Origin of the sequence: Colwellia sp. MB3u-45, from assembly GCF_014077005.1 — a bacterium.
GTDB lineage: Bacteria > Pseudomonadota > Gammaproteobacteria > Enterobacterales > Alteromonadaceae > Cognaticolwellia.
Genome location: NZ_JACGVC010000038.1, coordinates 84849 through 103884, shown reverse-complemented (window position 1 = coordinate 103884; position 19036 = coordinate 84849). Strand labels below are relative to the sequence as shown.

Below are 19036 nucleotides of genomic sequence, written 5' to 3'. Positions count from 1 at the left end.
TAGCTCAGTTTATATCACTTCTAATGAGCGACTCAATCAATGCTTATTTTATTGCATTAAAGCTTAACGCCTGACTATCAATAGAAAGTTATGAAAACAGCAAGTTAAGGCGTTTAATCCCATCGAACAACCGCTTACAACCGCTAACCAGGGCGGCCATCAGCGCGTGCTTTTAGTAGCATAGGTCCATAACATATAACAAACAGCATAAAACTGACCATCCAAAGTAAGCCGCTGATATCAATAAATATCATGGTTTTTTCTGGCAATATCCAAGGGCCAAAACTTCGTACTAAGCTTGCTAATATTAGCGCTGCAAAAGCCAACGACATCAGCTTAGGCGCTTGTAATTTTCTGCCGGTATGTCCCAAAGATACCCGTGAAATCATAGCAAGAATAACACCACCGAGCCCGCCCACGGTGATTAAATGCCAAATATGGCTACTGGGAATTTCAGGGATTAAATAACTCAGGCCAAGCAATATCAAACCAAAGGCCAAGGCTTTGATTGCCAAGTGTAATGACCAAAGTAATGGCACGCCTAAGGTGATCCAAGGGCGCCATCTAAACCATCGCACGGCTTGAAAAATGCCAGCAAAAACTAATAGGCCACCGAGATAAAAATGGTTTAAGCCAATAGCTGGCTGCAGTAGCAGCAGTATAGTGATCAGGGCGAGTGAGCCATTAGTGAGTTTATCAAGCCAAGGTAGCGCGGTTGCTTTGGGTGTTTGAGTACCATTTGCGGTAAACATGGGCACTACGCGACCGGCCATCACTGAAATCAGTAAAGTCATTAACATCACACCGGCATAACCTGCGTATTGAATAGAGACCGATTTTGGGTAGTATAGGCTGGCGTGCATTTGGACATTAGCGATAGTGAAAATGGTTAATAAAGGCACGAAGAATAAGTTGCGATACTGTTTAACCGCCAATATCGGCTTGGCTAAAACAAAAGCGATACAAGGCAAAAAGGCCAAATCTACTATTGTGGTTAATCTTGTACCCAGTAAATCAGGAAAAATTAAGCAAACTCGGCCGAGTAACCACAAAGAAAATAAAGCGGCGAGCATTTTGCCTTGCACACCGGGCAACCCAGTCCAATTTTGTACTGCGGTTAATAGAAAACCGGCAATGATGGCACAGCCAAAACCAAAAATCATTTCGTGAATATGCCACCAGTAACCACCACCGAAAGGCTGAAAATTTAGCTCAGCTCGGTAGAGCATTAGCCACAAGAGCATGGCGATAATACTAAATATCGTGCCAGCGAAAAAGAAAGGACGAAAGCCGAGCCTAAATAAGGGGATTATTTGCTGTTCTTTTGCTAAATCAGTTTTTTTGTCTAAATCAGCTTTTTCTAAATCAGAACGTTGCATTACAGGTGCAATCCTAAATTTTTACTTTGTGATTATCATAAAGCAATTAATCAGCATTACTTTGGGGCAAATCAAGTAATGGGTGGTTATTTAAAATTTTTAACGGTTATTTGGATACGGGTAATTCTAATTCAACAATTTGCTCGGCAATTAATTCCAGTTTTTCTGCCATCAATGCTTGGGCATCATACAAACCGCGATTGTAATATACCGCCCCTAATTCTTCAGTAAAAAAGTCGAGTAAAAAATCAGCATCAAACTGCTCTAAATCTTGCTCTAATTCCTTAGTAAAGTAGCCTTGTAGCTTGTCGATTAATAGCGACTTTTCGGTGCGAGTAAATTTTATTGGCGACATAAATACGTTTTCCTGCATGACAAATAACCTAATGAATTGGCATTATACTCAAGTCACTTCAAGATGCATGTTTATGGCTTTTATAAGGACCTAACTTTAATAACTTCAAGGACTAGCGTTGTAGAAATGTTTATTCTCGCTAACTGCTCTTGCGTTACTCCACTTCACTACGTCGATGTTGATTTTTTGATTAGAGAATGACAATCCCGCAAAAAAATGCCTGGTTTAAATCGTGTTTAACTACCACTGAAGTGAATATATTGCCGTGATTTGGGTATATACTCACCAGATGAAAACTAATTTAAGTATGACATGGTGAATAAATCGTCGTTTAAGCAATGGTGGCAAACAGACTGTCAGTTTTGCCGTAAATCAAGAATGATTATTTTATGGTTGGCGTTGATGTTAATTGCTGATAGTTTGTGGTTTGGTTTAATACCCATTTGACTCATCAAGTGATCTGCTCATTTTAACCATCTAAAATGAGCAGTTAATCAATCAACTTGGTTTAATTATTCACTAACAAAATAAAGAGGTAATACTATGACTTATCGTTGGACCGACTCACTTGAGATAGCACTTGATTTGATCGAAGCACATCCTGATGTAGACCCAATGAAATTACATTTCCCCGAATTAATGCAATGGGTGTTAGCGTTAGAAAATTTTGAGGATGACCCTAAACATTGCGGCGAACGCATACTTGAAGCTATTCAGTTAGCCTGGATTTCAGAAGCTGATTAACTACAGGTTTAACTACAGGTTTAACTACAGGTTTAAATATAGGCTTAACTATTTAGCAGCCATAATAGGTAATTAAAACTGAATGATTAAGCTTTATCACTATTCAAGAGGTGATATTTGGCTATAATGTGCCCATCATTATTCTTATGATGAATCTTCGTCATTCACTCAGTATATAAAGAAAGCATGCAACTATGACATCTGAAAAGACATCTGAAAAAAATAAACGGCCATTATATATCCCCTACGCAGGTTCTAGTTTACTAGAAACACCTTTACTGAATAAAGGTAGCGCATTTAGCGAAGAAGAGCGTTCACACTTTAACTTAACTGGGTTATTACCCCCACGTTTTGAAACTATCGATGAGCAAGTTGAACGTGCCTACATGCAATATCGTAGTTTTGAAACTAACTTAAATAAACATATTTACCTACGCGCCATTCATGACAACAATGAAACCCTGTTTTTTAAGTTAGTGCAAGCGAATTTGGCTGAGATGATGCCAATTATTTATACCCCAACTGTGGGTGATGCTTGTGAGCAGTTTTCAGATATTTATCGCAGTTCTCGGGGCTTGTTTGTTTCATATGACCAACGTCATCAGCTTGACGATATCTTGCGTAATGCGACAAAAAACAAAGTTAAAGTTATTGTGGTAACTGACGGCGAACGTATTTTGGGTTTAGGTGACCAAGGTATTGGTGGCATGGGTATACCCATAGGTAAACTGTCGCTTTACACGGCTTGTGGTGGTATTAGCCCAGCTTATACCTTGCCTGTGATGCTTGATGTTGGTACCAATAATGAAAAGTTATTAACTGATCCTATGTATATGGGCTGGCGTCATCGTCGTATTGAACAAGATAAATACGACGAATTTTTAGCTATGTTTATTGATGCGGTTAAACGTCGTTGGCCAGATGTTTTATTACAGTTTGAAGATTTTGCTCAACCCAATGCCACTCCCTTGTTAAAGCGTTATCGCGATGAACTTTGTTGTTTCAACGATGATATTCAAGGTACAGCGTCGGTGACTGTCGGTACCTTATTAGCGGCTTGTCGTACCAAAAAATCAGCCTTATCAGAGCAACGTGTAGTTTTTGTTGGTGCCGGCTCTGCGGGTTGTGGTATTGCGGAGCAAATTATCTCACAAATGGTCAGTGAAGGGATTGGTGAGCAACAAGCGCGTAGCCAAATATTTATGGTCGACCGTTTCGGTTTATTAACTGAAGGTATGCTGGGTTTACGTGACTTTCAAGAAAAACTGGTCCAGCAACAATCAGCAATAGCACCATGGAATGTCCAAGGTGACTACGCTTCTTTACTGGACGTTATGCATGGCGCTGAACCAACGATTTTAATTGGCGTTTCTGGTGTGCCGGGTTTGTTCACTGAAGCCGTGATTAAAGCCATGAAAGCACATTGTAATATGCCAATCATCTTCCCACTGAGTAACCCAAGTCGTCAGGTAGAAGCTACACCTGAACAAGTGATCAACTGGACCGAAGGTGAAGTGATTATTGCCACAGGTAGCCCGTTTGAGCCCGTTGAATATAAAGGTCAGATGTTTCCTATCGCCCAATGTAACAACAGTTACGTCTTTCCAGGTATAGGTTTAGGTGTGGTGTCAGCAAAGATCAATCGCATTAGCGATGAAATGTTAATGGCAGCAAGCGCCATGTTAGCGCAAGCCTCGCCGTTAGCTAATACTGGTACGGGTGAGTTGTTACCCCCTTTAGTAGAAATTGCGGCGTTAAGTAAAAAAATAGCCTTTGCTGTTGGTAAAGTCGCTTTTGAGCAAAATCTAGCCTTGCCACTATCGGATGAACAACTGATGGAAAATATTGAGCGTAATTTTTGGACACCTCAATATCGTCAATATCGTCGAGTCAGTATTTAAACCGCGATAAAGTTTGATTTAAACACATTATATTGAATAAAAAAATAATGAATAAAAAACGCTCACATAGATGAGCGTTTTTCTGTTTAATTCCAGTGGTAATTTTTTTAGTATAAATAAAAATAACTACCAAGCTCCATCTAGGCACAAGTTATAAACTTTAGCTCTAAGCCCAGTAGTCGCCTGCCGATAAAAATCTACCTCAAGGCGAACAAGCAGGCTTGCAGTGGTTTAACTTCTCTGCAAAAGCGCTACCTTGCAGGTTAGGCGTGCAGGTGTATGTCATTTCACTGATTTATACCTGCTTATAGTAAAAAAATTAGCGTAGTTTACGCCAGCTAAAAGTGATAACCCTAGGCATTTGCTTTTAATTCGTCTATAATCGCGCCAAAATTTATACCGTATTTTAATTCTAATTTATTGAGAGGGCTATCATGGCTATCGAACGTACTTTTTCTATCGTAAAACCTGATGCAGTTGCTAAAAACTTTATTGGTCAAATCTACAACCGTTTTGAAACTGCTGGTTTAAAAATCGTTGCGGCTAAAATGATTCATTTATCAAAAGAAAAAGCAGAAGGCTTTTACGCTGAGCACAGCGAACGTCCTTTCTTTGGTGCTTTAGTTGAATTCATGACTTCTGGCCCAGTAATGGTACAAGTTTTAGAAGGCGAAAACGCTGTTCTTAAAAACCGTGAAATCATGGGTGCTACTAACCCAGCTGAAGCGCTTGCTGGTACTATTCGTGCTGATCTTGCTGATTCAATCGATGAAAATGCAGCTCACGGTAGCGATGCATTAGAATCTGCTGCTCGTGAAATTGCTTACTTCTTCGCTGATGAAGAAATTTGCCCACGTACGCGTTAATTTAAAATATTACATAATAAGCTAGCGCTTTAGTCGTTAGCTTAATGTAGTTTAAAAATTAATTTGAAGGATTTTACTGATTAATCGGTAAAATCCTTTTGTCTATTTTAAGACCGTATAAAATTGAGTGTTTTTGCCAGTAAGCATGCTACTGAGAACATTGACTTTTATTGATATAGTGCGAATAAATATCTAATATCGATCCACTAAATTGTTTGTTTTGTCCAGAAAGCGTACAATTTATTCTGTAATTTTTGTAGTATTGAGAAGTTTTTATTATGAGTGATGTAACCGAAGTAGTAACCCCAGTGAAGAAAAAAATTAACTTACTAAACCTTGACCATCAAGGGATGCGAGAATATTTTTCTTCAATCGGCGAGAAGCCATTTCGTGCTGACCAAATTATGAAATGGATCTACCATTTTGGTTATGATGATTTTGAGTTGATGACCAATATAAATAAAAAATTACGTGAAAAATTACAACGTGATACTGAAATTAAAGCGCCCGAGATATCTGAAAAATTGGTATCAAACGACGGCACAATTAAGTACGCGTTAAGTCTTGAAGGCGGTCAAGAAATTGAGACGGTTTGGATCCCTGAAAATGGCCGAGCAACACTTTGTGTTTCATCACAAGTGGGTTGTGCTTTGGAATGTACCTTTTGCGCGACCGCGCAGCAAGGTTTCAACCGTAATCTCACTATGGCTGAAATTATCGGTCAAGTTTGGCGAGTAGCAAATGATATTGGCGCAACGCGCATTGCTGGCACACGCCCGATTACCAACATTGTTATGATGGGCATGGGTGAGCCATTGCTTAACATGAAAAACTTGATCCCGGCATTAGACACCATGTTAAATGATTTAGGCTATGGCTTATCGAAACGTCGTGTCACTGTCAGTACATCAGGCGTGGTACCTGCCTTAGATATGTTAAAAGAGAAAATAGATTGCGCATTGGCGATATCTATTCATGCGGGTAACAATGCCTTACGTGACGTACTAGTACCGATTAACAAAAAGTATCCACTAGAAGAGTTTTTAGCGGCAGCGGGTCGTTATATCGACGGCTCAAAAGCCAATAAGCAGGCGACCATAGAATACGTGATGCTTGATCATGTTAACGACAGCACGGAACAAGCACATGAATTAGCGCTTGCTTTGAAAGATTTACCCAGTAAAATCAATCTTATTCCATTTAATCCTTACCCAGGTTCACCCTATAAACGCTCGAGTAATTCTCGTATTGATCGCTTCGATAAAGTACTACAAAGCTATGGCTTAACCGTGATCACGCGTCGAACTCGTGGAGACGATATTGACGCAGCATGTGGTCAATTAGCCGGTGAAGTATTAGATAGAACTAAGCGGACAGGAAAAAATGAGGTGAAAGCTGATTCAATTTCAGTAAAGATGGTCTAATTGCTCTTAAACTGATATTTACTAAGTGACTGTGCCTTTATGATGAAAAAATTATTACCATTGTTTATTGCGTTACTAACGACAAGTACATTAACGGCTTGTGTGACGCAAAATTATGGCAATGATAAAAATACGCCGATAATTGAAAATGAAGCCAGTAATAATGAAATAGCCATGACCCGTATATCACTCGGGTTAGGTTATTTAAAAATGGGCAATACCCAACAAGCTAAGCTTAATCTAGAAAAAGCCAAACGTTTTTCACCTAATTTAGTGCAAGTATACACAGCTTTTGCCCATTATTATGACACGGTAGATGAAGCTGAATTAGCGACCCAAGCTTATGAACATGCGCTAAGCATTGATAATCAAGATGCTGATACGCTTAATAATTATGGCGTTTTTTTGTGTCGACACAAAAAGTACGCCGCCGCTGAAAAAATGATGCTAAAAGCGATAGCCATTCCTAGCTATATTTTAGTGGCGCAAAGCTACGAAAACTTAGCCTTATGCCAACTCAAAGCAAAGCAGTTCGATAAAGCCCAAACATACCTTGAAAAAGCGATTGCTCACAGCCCCAATAGAGCGAGTTCTCTGCTGCAAATGATGCGCTTGCAATATGCAAAAAGTGATTACAAGTCAGCGCAAACTTACCTTTACCGCTATGAAAAATCAACGCGTCGTTTTAATGCTGAGGCATTAGCTTTAGCCTTTAAAATATTTGCCAAGCAAGGCAATAAAGCTATTGCTAAAAATTATGGCAATATGCTGGTTAAAATGTTTCCCCGTTCTTTTGAAGCTAAACAATATATTTTAAATGAACTTTATCAGATTGATGCAGACCAACTAGCTGAAGACTACCGATTTTTTTTGTCGGGAGGTAACAGTAAAAAAACTAAAAAGCGTGTGGTGATATTGTCGCCACAAACGACAGCAAGTGTTACAAACTCTAGCTTAAGTCGTGATGGTTTAAAGCCTATTATGGCCAATTCAGTTATGCCAACGATAGAGCAAGCAACTGAGTTAAAAGCAAAGTCAGCGGACAAAAATCTTGAAAGTAATACGCGTTTACAAAATATTCAGCCAGTTAAGATGAAAGAAGCGCCGTCAAAAAAACAGACGAGTCAAAAACAAAGTAATGAAAAAAGACCACTTGAAATAATGGCTGGCGAAGCACAAATTAAACAAGAAAAAAACAGTACACTTATGGTGTCTTTACCGATTCATGTTGTTATACAAAGTGATAGTTTGTTTACTATTTCTAAGCACTACAATATTGTGATGGAAAGTTTAGCGCGTTGGAATAAATTACGCCGCCCTTATCTTTTAAAAATTGGTGATGTTCTCTATCTCTCGGATCCAAAATCAGCGATTAAACGCTAAGAGAAATACTTGATGAATCAAGAGCTTGAAGTATTGAAGAATGAAAATGATGATCTGGCAGAAACCACTGACGATATCGAGGTAGTGGGTCCTGGTTCTATGCTCAAAGCAGCACGAGAAATGCGAGGATTAAGCCAACAGCAAGTGGCTAATAAACTCAACTTTAGAATTCACTTAGTAGAAAATATCGAAGTAGATAAATTTGACTGTAGCTTACCTGAGGCTTTTAATCGTGGTTATCTTAAAAATTATGCTCAGTTGGTTAATATTGCTCAGGAAGACGTGTTAAAAAGCTATGAAAAATTAGCAATAACACAAAACCATTGTACAGGCATGCAAAGCTTTTCTAAAGGCACAGAGAAACAAGCAGAACACAATATGTTGATGTGGATCACTTATCTCATTTTAGCCATATTAGTGACAGCAACTGTAGTTTGGTGGTTTCAAGCGCCTTCTGAACAACCTGCGCCGATAGCGGTAAGTACGGTTGAAACCTTAGTTGGAGACAATACGGCGACTAAGCAAGCCAGTCTATCGAACGAAAATAACGAAAAAAACTCAAACCGTATGCTAAATGACGAGTCAGTCGTTAGTGTAACTAACGTGGTTAACACTGAGGCGAATGTTAATAGCGCTGCAGAAAACCTTGATATAGCTGCGCCGCTTGATGTTGAACCAGTGTTATCAACGCCAGATTTAACCGAGGCTCAAGTCGATTTAAATAATAACAAAGCGGTTGGTGAAAATGCATTATCTGCCATAATCAACCAGGTTGTTTTCACTTTCGCGGGTGACTGTTGGGTTAATATATTTGATGCTACTGGCGAGCGAATTGCTTGGGGTGTGAAAAAATCAGGTTATATCATGCAAATTTCTGGTCAAGCACCTTTTTCTATCACCTTAGGTAAACCTGAATTGGTACAAATAGATTACAATGACGTTCCGGTTGATATGGCTGTATTTAATGCCGGTAATATTGCCAAATTTTCATTACCGCTAGCGCCTTAATACGGTAATTTTTTTTACTTAACGCAACACTATTGAAGTTTTATTATGTTTAAAGAATCTCCTATTATTCGTCGAAAGTCCCGCCAGATAATGGTTGGCAATGTTCCTGTTGGCGGCGATGCCCCGATTACAGTGCAGTCAATGACCAATACTCTGACCACTGATGTCGCGGCAACGGTGGCACAAATTAATGCACTTGAGGCCGTTGGAGCCGACATTGTTCGCGTGAGTGTGCCAACGATGGACGCGGCGGAAGCATTTCGTGAAATAAAGCGGCAAACTAATATTCCATTAGTGGCTGATATTCATTTTGATTATCGTATTGCGTTAAAAGTAGCGGAATACGGCGTTGATTGCCTGCGCATTAACCCAGGTAATATCGGTCGAGAAGACCGGGTGCGCTCTGTCGTTGAGTGTGCTCGGGATAATAATATTCCTATTAGAATTGGCGTCAACGGTGGTTCGTTAGAGAAAGATATTCAAGAAAAGTATAGAGAACCAACGGCTGAAGCTTTGTTAGAATCAGCCATGCGTCACGTTGATATTCTTGATCGCTTAAATTTCAATCAATTTAAAGTCAGCGTCAAAGCCTCGGATGTTTTTCTTGCCGTGGGGGCTTATCGCTTGTTAGCGAAACAAATTGATAACCCTTTGCATTTAGGGATTACCGAAGCTGGCGGTTTACGCTCAGGCTCTGTTAAATCATCAGTAGGATTAGGGCTATTGCTTGCTGAAGGTATTGGCGATACGTTAAGAGTTTCATTAGCAGCTGATCCTATCGAAGAAATTAAAGTTGGCTTTGATATTTTAAAATCACTGAAGCTTCGTAGCCGCGGCATCAACTTCATTGCTTGCCCAAGTTGTTCGCGCCAAGAGTTCGATGTTATTTCAACGGTCAATGCTTTAGAGCAACGTGTTGAAGATATAACCACGCCAATGGATGTGTCAATTATTGGCTGTATCGTTAACGGACCCGGTGAAGCCTTAATTTCTGACTTAGGCTTAACAGGCAGCAGTAAAAAAAGTGGTTACTATCTTGATGGTGTTCGTCAAAAAGAGCGCTTTGATAATAACAATCTTGTTGACCAACTAGAGCAACGAATCCGCGCGAAGGCTAAAATGCTTGATGCGAGTTATAAAATAGCCATACAAGAAATCGATTAATAATGGCTAATTATTGCCACAATTGCGCTGTTATTTACGTTTGATAGTAAACTGCCTATAATGCCCGCGATAAAAAATATTCTTTGTATAAGCAAACGAATAATTAAACAGACAAACACTAGCGAGAAAATAATACGTGAGTAAAGCACTTCAAGCAATTAGAGGTATGAACGACTGTTTGCCTGCACAAACCGGCATTTGGCAAATGGTAGAAACAGTACTGCGCCGCGTTGCCAGTAATTATGGTTTTGCTGAAATACGTATGCCGATTGTCGAGTCAACGGCGCTATTTAAACGCTCTATTGGTGAAGTAACCGATATTGTTGAAAAGGAAATGTATACCTTTGAGGATCGTAATGGCGATAGCTTAACATTACGCCCAGAAGGCACAGCAAGTTGTGTTCGTGCTGGTAATCAACACGGATTACTGTATAACCAAGAGCAGCGCTTGTGGTATATGGGCCCCATGTTTCGTCATGAACGTCCACAAAAGGGTCGTTATCGTCAATTTCACCAATTCGGCTTAGAAGCCTTTGGTATAGCAACACCTGATATTGACGCTGAAATTATTATGCTAACGGCTCGACTTTGGCGGGAACTTGGCATCAACGAATTTGTCACACTAGAGCTAAACTCATTGGGTTCGAACGAAGAGCGCGGCAATTATCGTGACGCGTTAGTGGTGTTTTTAACTGAAAAAGAACATCTTTTAGATGAAGATAGCAAGCGCCGCATGCACACTAATCCATTGCGCGTACTGGACAGTAAAAATCCAGAGGTACAAGCTGCATTGGTTGGCGCACCTAAACTAGCTGATTATTTTGCTGAAGAGTCAAGCGCACACTTTGCATCGGTTTGTCAGCGCTTAGACGCTGCGGGTATCAAGTATGTGATTAATGAGCGTTTAGTACGTGGTTTAGATTATTATAACCGTACCGTTTTTGAATGGGTTACCTCGAGCTTAGGTGCTCAAGGCACTATTTGTGCTGGCGGGCGCTATGATGGTTTAGTAGAGCAACTGGGTGGTAAATCAACACCAGGGTTTGGTTTTGCCTTAGGCATTGAACGTTTAGTGTTGATGATGACCAGCTTAGAAAAAGCCAATAACATTAGAGCGCAAGTCGATGCTTACGTTATTATGTTAGGCGATGACGTTGAAATAACCGCTAACGGCTTAGCGGAGCAATGGCGTGATCAAGTGCCAGATATTCGCTTACAATGTCACTGTGGTGGTGGCAATATGAAAAAACAAATGAAGCGTGCAGATAAATCAGGTGCCCAAATAGCATTGATTCTTGGTGAAGATGAAATAGCTCAACAGACGGTAACCGTAAAATATTTGCGCGGACAACAAGAACAACAAAGTTTGCCACTTGAGCAAGTGCCAAGTCTTTTAACAAATTTACTTTAAGGGTCAGTTTTGGATATAAATCAAACAGAAGAACAACAAGTCGAATCAATCAAAAAGTTTTGGAGTGATAATGGTAATGCGATTATTGCTGGTTTAGCTATTGGTTTTGCAGGGTTTATTGGTCTTAACTATTATAATGATCATAAATTGCAACAAGAGCTAAATACCTCAGAAGCTTATCAAACGATGATCGAGGAGGCGGCTGAAGATAGCACTACTTTTGAAGCTGCGGGCAACGCCTTTATTGCTGAAAATAGTGCCTCTAGTTATACCATGTTAACCGCTATTGCTTTAGCTAAAGAAGCGGCTGAAAAGCAAGACTGGGTAAAAGCTGAAACATATTTAAACACGGCAATTGAAAAGTCAGTGGATGATGGTATTAAAGCGATTGCTACTGAGCGCTTAGCGCGAGTGCAATTACAATTAGAGAAATATGAACAAGCTCTAGTGACATTAACAGCAAAATTACCCGCTTCATTTGACGCTAGCGTTGAAGAAATTAAAGGTGATATTTACTTTAAACAAGGTAAAAAATCACTAGCTCGTAATGCTTATCAAGCCGCAATTGATTTTGCAACTGAAGGCACTAACCCAGCATTGCAAATGAAATTAGATGATTTAGCGCAAGTCATTAACTTAAGCAAATAGAGAGTGATATAAGCATGTTTATCAGTAAACGCTTTAACAAAAGCCTCCTTGCTATCTGTTTGCTAGCGGTAGGGATTTCTGCATGTTCATCAACCGATGATGAAGATGATGAACTAAAAGTCGCGCCATTAAGCGAAATAAAAGCATTATTTGAACCTGTTGTAAAATGGGATGCCACTGTTGGTGACGGCGTTGGAGATTACTTTTCCCGCATTCAGCCAGTGGTTGCCTACGGCAAAGTATTTAGTGCTAGTCGAGACGGAGATGCCTACGCATTTGATGAGAATAGCGGTGAACAAGTTTGGCATGCTAATTTAAGTGACATCGATAATAAGCGCGGTTTTTTTGATAAGAAAGAACCCGCCTTAATTAGTGGTGGCGCTGTCGTTGGCATCAATAAAGTATTTTTCGGTAGCGAGAATGGCGATGTTATTGCCCTTGATGCAGAAAGTGGCGCGTTATCATGGCAAGGAAAAGTTAAAGGTGAAGTTATTGCTGCACCGGCATTCGATTCCGGAAAACTTGTGGTCAATACTGCATCTGGCGTTATGAAAGCGTTTAATGCTTCAAATGGCCAAGACGACTGGCAAATCGAACAAGACGTTCCGCCGCTTACTTTGCGTGGTATTAGTGCGCCTGTCATTGCCGGTGGTGGTGTTATTGTTGGCTCAGCTGACGGTTCTTTATCAGTTTATTTACTAGAACAAGGTCGTCAAGGCTGGACTGTAGATATTGGTGAAGCGGCAGGTTCAACAGAACTAGAACGCGTGATTGATGTTGACTCAACGCCATTGATCTTCGGCGACAATATTTATACTGTATCTTCGCGTGGTAATTTAAGTGCGGTTGAACTACGTTCGGGCCGTGTCTTGTGGCAGCGCCAATACTCGTCTTACCGTGAATTAACCATTAGTGGTAATAGCTTGTTTTTAACTGATGTTAAAGGCCACGTATATGCCATTGATCGTAATAATGGCTTAGAGCTTTGGAGCCAATTATCACTGACTAACCGTGGCTTAACCGGACCAGCTCCTATCGGTAGCTATGTTGTGGTTGGCGATTTTGAAGGCTATCTGCATTGGTTAGATCAGGCAACAGGTGAAATTGTAGCTCGTCATCACCTTGATAGCAGTGGTATTCATGCTACACCAACGGTTGAAAATGGCGTTTTGTATAGTCAAGCCCGCAACGGCGACTTAGAAGCGATCACCATTGCTAAATAAGTTATTCAACTAATTAATAGTTATTAACTAGTTGAATAAAAAACTAAAATTATAAACGGCTCCAATGCAAACAGCACTGGAGCCGTTGTTTATTAATAATACTGATATAATGATTGAGTTATATTGAGTTTAAAGAGAGATTTGAGGTGAACATGCTTCCTGTAGTAGCACTTGTTGGCCGACCTAATGTCGGTAAATCAACATTATTTAATAGATTAACGCGCAGTCGAGACGCTTTAGTTGCCGACTATCCAGGGTTAACCCGTGATCGTCAATACGGAAAAGCGGAAGTTGAAGAGCACCCTTTTATTGTTATTGATACCGGTGGTATTGAAGGTAACGAAAAAGGTATTGATGCCTTAATGGCCGAGCAGTCGCTGATTGCCATTGACGAAGCAGATGCCGTGCTATTTATGGTTGATGCAAGAGTAGGTTTAACGTCTGCTGATCAAGGCATTGCTAGCCATTTACGTAAGCAAGATAAAAAAGTATTTTTAGTTGCCAACAAAGTTGATGGTATAGATGCCGACTCTGCTGTGGCCGACTTTTATTCTCTTGGCTTGGGTGGTGTAGTACATCAAATTGCCGCCGCACATGGTCGTGGTGTGACGCAACTATTAACCTTAGCGCTAACGCCTCATATTGCCGAACTTGGTAAACCCAAAGTACTAGAAAATGATGAATTTGACGGTGACTTTGATGAAAACATAGATCATGAAGCGCTAGATAAAAAAAATATTGACGAAGCACCAGAAGAAACTGACACCATCAAGTTAGCGATTATTGGTAAGCCTAACGTCGGTAAATCGACGTTAACGAACCGCATTTTAGGTGAAGACAGGGTGGTGGTATTTGATATGCCAGGTACCACACGTGATAGCGTTTATATTCCAATGGAACATAATGGTCGCCCTTACACCTTAATCGATACGGCAGGTATTCGTCGCCGTAAAAATGTTACTGATATCGTAGAGAAGTTTTCTGTGATTAAAACTCTGCGTGCAATAGAAGATGCTAACGTATGTTTATTAATCATTGATGCTCAAGAAGGCATCAGCGATCAAGATTTAAGCTTACTGGGCTTTATTTTAGAAGCGGGTCGCTCTTTAGTCTTAGCGGTAAATAAATGGGATGGTTTAGATGATCATGTTAAAGATCGTATTAAATCTGAATTAGATCGTCGTTTAGGTTTTATCGATTTCGCTCGTATTCATTTTATATCAGCCTTGCACGGCACAGGTGTGGGTCATTTATACGAGTCGGTAGAAGAAGCTTTTGTTTCAGCGACTAAGCGTATTTCTACTTCTATGGTCACCAAAATTTTAGACATGGCGGTGTTTGATCATCAGCCACCTATGCATCAAGGTCGTCGTATAAAACTAAAATATGCTCATGCCGGTGGTTACAATCCACCTATTATCGTTATTCATGGCAATCTAGCGAAAAATCTACCACTTTCTTACAAGCGTTATTTAATGAATTATTACCGTAAATCATTAAAAATTATGGGTACGCCAATAAGAATTGAGTTTAGAGAAACCTCTAACCCGTTTGCTGGTAAGAAAAAGCTCAACTACACCGAGCAAAAGAAAATGGCACGTCTAACTCAAGGTTATAAGAAAGACTAAGTGGCTATTTTGATAAAAAAGCTGATGATAACATCAGCTTTTTTATGACAAAATATAGTTAAAATAGCTAAAAACCATATTGATTTCATGATGATATTCCGCTACTGTGAAATTGTCGACTAACTTGTTTTATTATTTTTTTTGTCTCATTTAAATTAAATGTTGTTGGAAATTTATGCCTGATAATCCTATAAAAGTACCAGTGATTGGGCGATTAAGTCGCAATTTAGCCTTGTTAAATCCAGGCGCGATTGTCACATTAGATATGACAACTCCATCCGGTCAACGTGGTAAGTTTCGTTCAGTTTTTATTGGCTACATGCCAAAAAAATACGTTTTAGTACAATACCCTGACAGTTCAAAGTTGGGCAGTTTTGCACAATACGTAACCCAAGGTATAGGCGTAACCGTGCGCGGGTTAATTGAAGGTCATGAAGGTGCTGTAGTTGCCTTTATTTCTAATATTAGGCAAACGATTCAAATTCCATCACGTATTATTGTGCTTGATTTTCCACGTGAAGTCCTCTTACAAAACCTACGCTCATCAATGCGTATTGAGACTTATATCAAAGCGAAAGTTAAGGTGAAAGGTGACTATTGGGCCTCAGTAATATCTGATATTTCAGTGTCTGGCTGTCAGATTATGATTACTAATGGCGAGAAACTTATCTTAACTGAAGATAAACCCGTGGAAATCATTATTGAAGCTTTCCAAGACTTAAAAAACTTGAAACTAAATGCTGAGATTTGTAACACCAAAACCCAAGTTGATGGTGTCATGCTTGGGGTTAAATTTGATGATTCAAGTAAAGTTGAAGTGAACAAACTGCTACAACAGGCAGTTATTTTACCGCATTAATTTACTGTATTAATTGACTTGCACCGCTATCACCTTAGCGTCTATTACACCATCTGAAATTTCTACTTTAATGGTATCAGCGATATTTATATCTTTGGTACTCTTAATCATTTGTCCCTGTTCATCACGAGTTATACTGTAACCACGAGCAATTGTTGCTAATGGACTTACCATATGAAGTTGTTCGCATTGATGGGCAAAACTTGCTCGCTTGGCTATTAATAAGCGCTGCTGTGCGCCAATAAGTTTTGTGTTGAGTTGAGCCGCCTGTTGCCGATTTTGTTTTATGTGGGTTAATGGTGAGGCATTGAGTAGTCGTTGTTCAAGGTATTGAGGCTTATGCTTAAGTTGGTTTATTGCTCGGGTAATTAGCCCTTGCAAACGCATACTCAGTTCATCTGACTTTTGCTGTTTATTTTGTAGTTGTTGCTCGGGATGCACTTGGGCTAACCTATGATTTAAATTGGTTAGCGAATGACTTGAGCGTTTGAGTTGTTGCTTAAGCGCTAGCTGTGCACGACTGAGTAATTCAGCCACTTTATTAATACGCTCGTCAACATCAGCAGACACTATTTCCGCTGCTGCAGACGGTGTTGGGGCTCTTAGGTCGGCAACATAGTCAGCTAAGCTTGTATCAATTTCATGTCCAACAGCACTGATGGTTGGCAAGCTTGACTGGAAAATGGCGCGAGCGACTATTTCTTCATTAAAGGCCCATAAATCTTCCAGCGAACCACCGCCACGACCAATTAATAAAACGTCAACTTCATTACGCTCGTTAGCCAAGTTAATCGCTTGGGCAATCTCATATTTAGCCTGCTGACCTTGTACTAACACTGGGTAAATAATCACCTTTATTAATGGATTTCTGCGCTTTAATACTGTGATGATATCTTTGACCGCAGCACCTGTAGGAGAGGTGACAATACCAACCGTTTGAATTGACTTAGGGATGGCTTGTTTGTGGTGCAGTTCGAATAAACCTTCACCGTGCAGTTTGTCTTTTAATAATTGATATTGCTGTCTTAACAGTCCATCACCCGCTGACTCCATTTGTTCAATAATCAACTGGAAATCGCCTCGTGGTTCATACAAGGAAACTTTAGCGCGTACTAATACTTGTTGACCATTTTGTGGCTGTATTCTCACCCGACGATTATTGCCTTTGAACATGGCACAGCGAACTTGCGATTTTTGATCTTTTAAGGATAAATACCAATGGCCAGAGCTTGCGGCAATAAAATTCGATATTTCGCCACATAACCAGACGGTATTTAACTCACTTTCTAAGATAAAACGTACTTTTTTGGTGAGTTCACTTACTTGTAGAATGTGCTGTTGAGCCATAAATACTTTACTTTTTCTGTTGTTAAGAGGTAATAATTGGGTAATTGCCCAGTATTATATATTTGTTTAGACCAGCATCGGCAGTTTATTTTCGATTAATTGCAATTTTAAGTTTACCTTAGTAGGGAAAGCGGTTAAAATTCTGCCGCAATATTTCCTCCCTAACCACTCACTTTAGAGAGATGTTGCGATGCTAAGAATTGCTCAAGAAGCGTTAACCTTTGACGATGTTTTACTGGTACCTGCCCATTCTACGGTACTGCCCCATACTGCCGATTTAAAAACTAAATTAACTCGAAAGATAAATTTAAATGTACCTATGATCTCTGCGTCGATGGACACAGTGACCGAAGCGCGTTTAGCCATTACCTTAGCACAAGAAGGTGGCATCGGGTTTATCCATAAAAATATGACCATAGCTGAACAGGCCAAAAATGTTTCTCAAGTTAAGAAATATGAAAGTGGTATTGTTTCAGATCCCGTCACAGTCAACCCAAGTGCAAGTATCGAAGACACTATGCGCCTAGCTGATGAACTTGGTTTTTCTGGTTTTCCTGTTGTTGATGAAAAAAATAAGTTGATTGGTATTATTACCGGTCGCGACTTACGTTTTGAAACAGACTTAACAAAACCGGTTTCAGCATTGATGACTAAAAAAGACAAATTAGTGACCGTCAAAGAAGGTGCGTCACGTGAAGTCATTTTAAGTTTAATGCACGAACATCGCATCGAAAAAATCCTTATGGTTGATGACGCCTTCACACTAAAAGGTTTGATCACAGTTAAAGATTACCAAAAAGCTGAAAATAAGCCTAACGCTTGTAAAGATGAATTAGGCCGCTTACGCGTTGGTGCTGCTGTTGGTGTTGGTGCGGGTACCGATGAGCGTATAGATGCGCTTGTTGCTGCTGGAGTCGATGTATTATTGATTGATACCTCTCACGGTCACTCACAAGGTGTGCTTGACCGTGTTGCTGAAACACGTGGCAGATATCCTGATTTACAAATTATTGCCGGAAATGTTGCTACTGGCGCTGGCGCTAGAGCATTAGCTGATGTTGGAGTGGATGCGGTAAAAGTTGGCATAGGCCCAGGTTCTATTTGTACTACCCGTATCGTTACCGGTGTTGGTGTACCACAATTGACCGCTATTTCTAATGCGGTTGAAGCCTTAAAAGGTACGGGTATTCCCGTTATCGCCGATGGGGGAATTCGTTTTTCTGGTGATATTGCTAAGGCACTAGTGGCCGGCGCGCATTGTGTGATGGTCGGCAGCATGTTGGCAGGCACAGAAGAAGCGCCAGGTGAAGTAGAGCTTTATCAAGGACGTTACTACAAGTCATATCGCGGCATGGGCTCTTTAGGCGCCATGAGCCAAAAAGAAGGCTCAAGTGACCGTTATTTCCAAAAATCTGACGGTGAAGCCGACAAACTCGTACCAGAAGGAATTGAAGGCCGTGTTGCTTATAAAGGTCCTGTTGCCGCTATTATTCACCAACAAATGGGCGGTTTACGTTCATCAATGGGCTTAACTGGCTCAGCGACAATTGAAATAATGCGCACTAAGCCTGAATTTATGAAGATTACTTCTGCTGGTATGGGCGAGTCGCATGTGCATGATGTAGCTATCACGAAAGAAGCACCAAACTACCGTATGGGTTAGCGCTATTGAATTATTGTCGGCCAACCTCGGCGT

At 40.2% G+C, this 19036-nt stretch carries 16 protein-coding genes; 13 read left to right on the top strand and 3 right to left on the bottom strand.

The features are described from left to right. Positions 1–143 precede the first annotated feature (143 nt). Both H4J41_RS03015 and H4J41_RS03010 read right to left on the bottom strand, forming a co-directional pair. Positions 144–1379 (bottom strand): NnrS family protein, encoded by a 1236-nt coding sequence (locus H4J41_RS03015; RefSeq protein WP_182134870.1) that lies wholly within the window; start codon positions 1377–1379, stop codon positions 144–146. Positions 1380–1485: 106 nt separating this feature from the next. Next, on the bottom strand, positions 1486–1752 hold the full coding sequence (locus H4J41_RS03010) for a DUF2164 domain-containing protein (protein WP_259364499.1): 267 nt from the start codon (positions 1750–1752) through the stop codon (positions 1486–1488). A 525-nt stretch (positions 1753–2277) separates the two neighbouring features. On the opposite strand from H4J41_RS03010, the gene iscX reads away from it, so the two are divergent. From iscX to H4J41_RS02950, 12 genes are all read left to right on the top strand, one after another. Further along, entirely contained in the window at positions 2278–2478 is a 201-nt protein-coding gene (gene iscX / locus H4J41_RS03005) for a Fe-S cluster assembly protein IscX (protein WP_146879432.1), read from the top strand. Positions 2479–2672: 194 nt separating this feature from the next. Further along, complete coding sequence (locus H4J41_RS03000; protein ID WP_182134872.1) at positions 2673–4379, top strand: NAD-dependent malic enzyme; 1707 nt, start codon at positions 2673–2675, stop codon at positions 4377–4379. 434 nt (positions 4380–4813) lie between these two features. Next, a complete protein-coding gene (gene ndk, locus H4J41_RS02995; RefSeq protein ID WP_182134874.1) occupies positions 4814–5245 on the top strand; it encodes a nucleoside-diphosphate kinase in 432 nt (143 codons plus the stop codon). A 278-nt stretch (positions 5246–5523) separates the two neighbouring features. Then, entirely contained in the window at positions 5524–6669 is a 1146-nt protein-coding gene (locus H4J41_RS02990) for a bifunctional tRNA (adenosine(37)-C2)-methyltransferase TrmG/ribosomal RNA large subunit methyltransferase RlmN (protein ID WP_182134877.1), read from the top strand. A 39-nt stretch (positions 6670–6708) separates the two neighbouring features. Beyond that, on the top strand, positions 6709–8052 hold the full coding sequence (gene pilW / locus H4J41_RS02985; protein WP_182134879.1) for a type IV pilus biogenesis/stability protein PilW: 1344 nt from the start codon (positions 6709–6711) through the stop codon (positions 8050–8052). A gap of 12 nt (positions 8053–8064) precedes the next feature. Next, positions 8065–9060 carry a RodZ domain-containing protein gene (locus H4J41_RS02980; protein WP_182134881.1) on the top strand — a complete coding sequence of 332 codons (996 nt, stop codon included), beginning with the start codon at positions 8065–8067 and terminating at the stop codon, positions 9058–9060. A gap of 45 nt (positions 9061–9105) precedes the next feature. Then, on the top strand, positions 9106–10224 hold the full coding sequence (gene ispG / locus H4J41_RS02975; protein ID WP_182134883.1) for a flavodoxin-dependent (E)-4-hydroxy-3-methylbut-2-enyl-diphosphate synthase: 1119 nt from the start codon (positions 9106–9108) through the stop codon (positions 10222–10224). Between the two features lie 136 nt (positions 10225–10360). Next, positions 10361–11635 (top strand): histidine--tRNA ligase, encoded by a 1275-nt coding sequence (gene hisS / locus H4J41_RS02970; protein ID WP_182134885.1) that lies wholly within the window; start codon positions 10361–10363, stop codon positions 11633–11635. Positions 11636–11644: 9 nt separating this feature from the next. After that, on the top strand, positions 11645–12283 hold the full coding sequence (locus H4J41_RS02965; RefSeq protein ID WP_182134887.1) for a tetratricopeptide repeat protein: 639 nt from the start codon (positions 11645–11647) through the stop codon (positions 12281–12283). Between the two features lie 14 nt (positions 12284–12297). Continuing rightward, a complete protein-coding gene (gene bamB, locus H4J41_RS02960; RefSeq protein ID WP_182134889.1) occupies positions 12298–13506 on the top strand; it encodes an outer membrane protein assembly factor BamB in 1209 nt (402 codons plus the stop codon). Between the two features lie 152 nt (positions 13507–13658). Then, on the top strand, positions 13659–15134 hold the full coding sequence (gene der, locus H4J41_RS02955) for a ribosome biogenesis GTPase Der (protein WP_182134891.1): 1476 nt from the start codon (positions 13659–13661) through the stop codon (positions 15132–15134). 175 nt (positions 15135–15309) lie between these two features. Beyond that, positions 15310–15993, top strand: a complete 684-nt coding sequence (locus H4J41_RS02950) for a PilZ domain-containing protein (protein ID WP_182134893.1) — start codon at positions 15310–15312, stop codon at positions 15991–15993. Positions 15994–16002: 9 nt separating this feature from the next. Here H4J41_RS02950 and xseA read toward each other — a convergent pair whose 3' ends face one another. Continuing rightward, the gene (gene xseA, locus H4J41_RS02945; RefSeq protein WP_182134895.1) at positions 16003–17340 is read right to left on the bottom strand and encodes an exodeoxyribonuclease VII large subunit; all 1338 of its coding nucleotides are present in this window, start codon (positions 17338–17340) and stop codon (positions 16003–16005) included. 190 nt (positions 17341–17530) lie between these two features. Between xseA and guaB the strand changes: the two genes are divergently transcribed. After that, a complete protein-coding gene (guaB, locus tag H4J41_RS02940) occupies positions 17531–19003 on the top strand; it encodes an IMP dehydrogenase (RefSeq protein ID WP_182134897.1) in 1473 nt (490 codons plus the stop codon). The last annotated feature ends 33 nt before the right edge of the window (positions 19004–19036 follow it).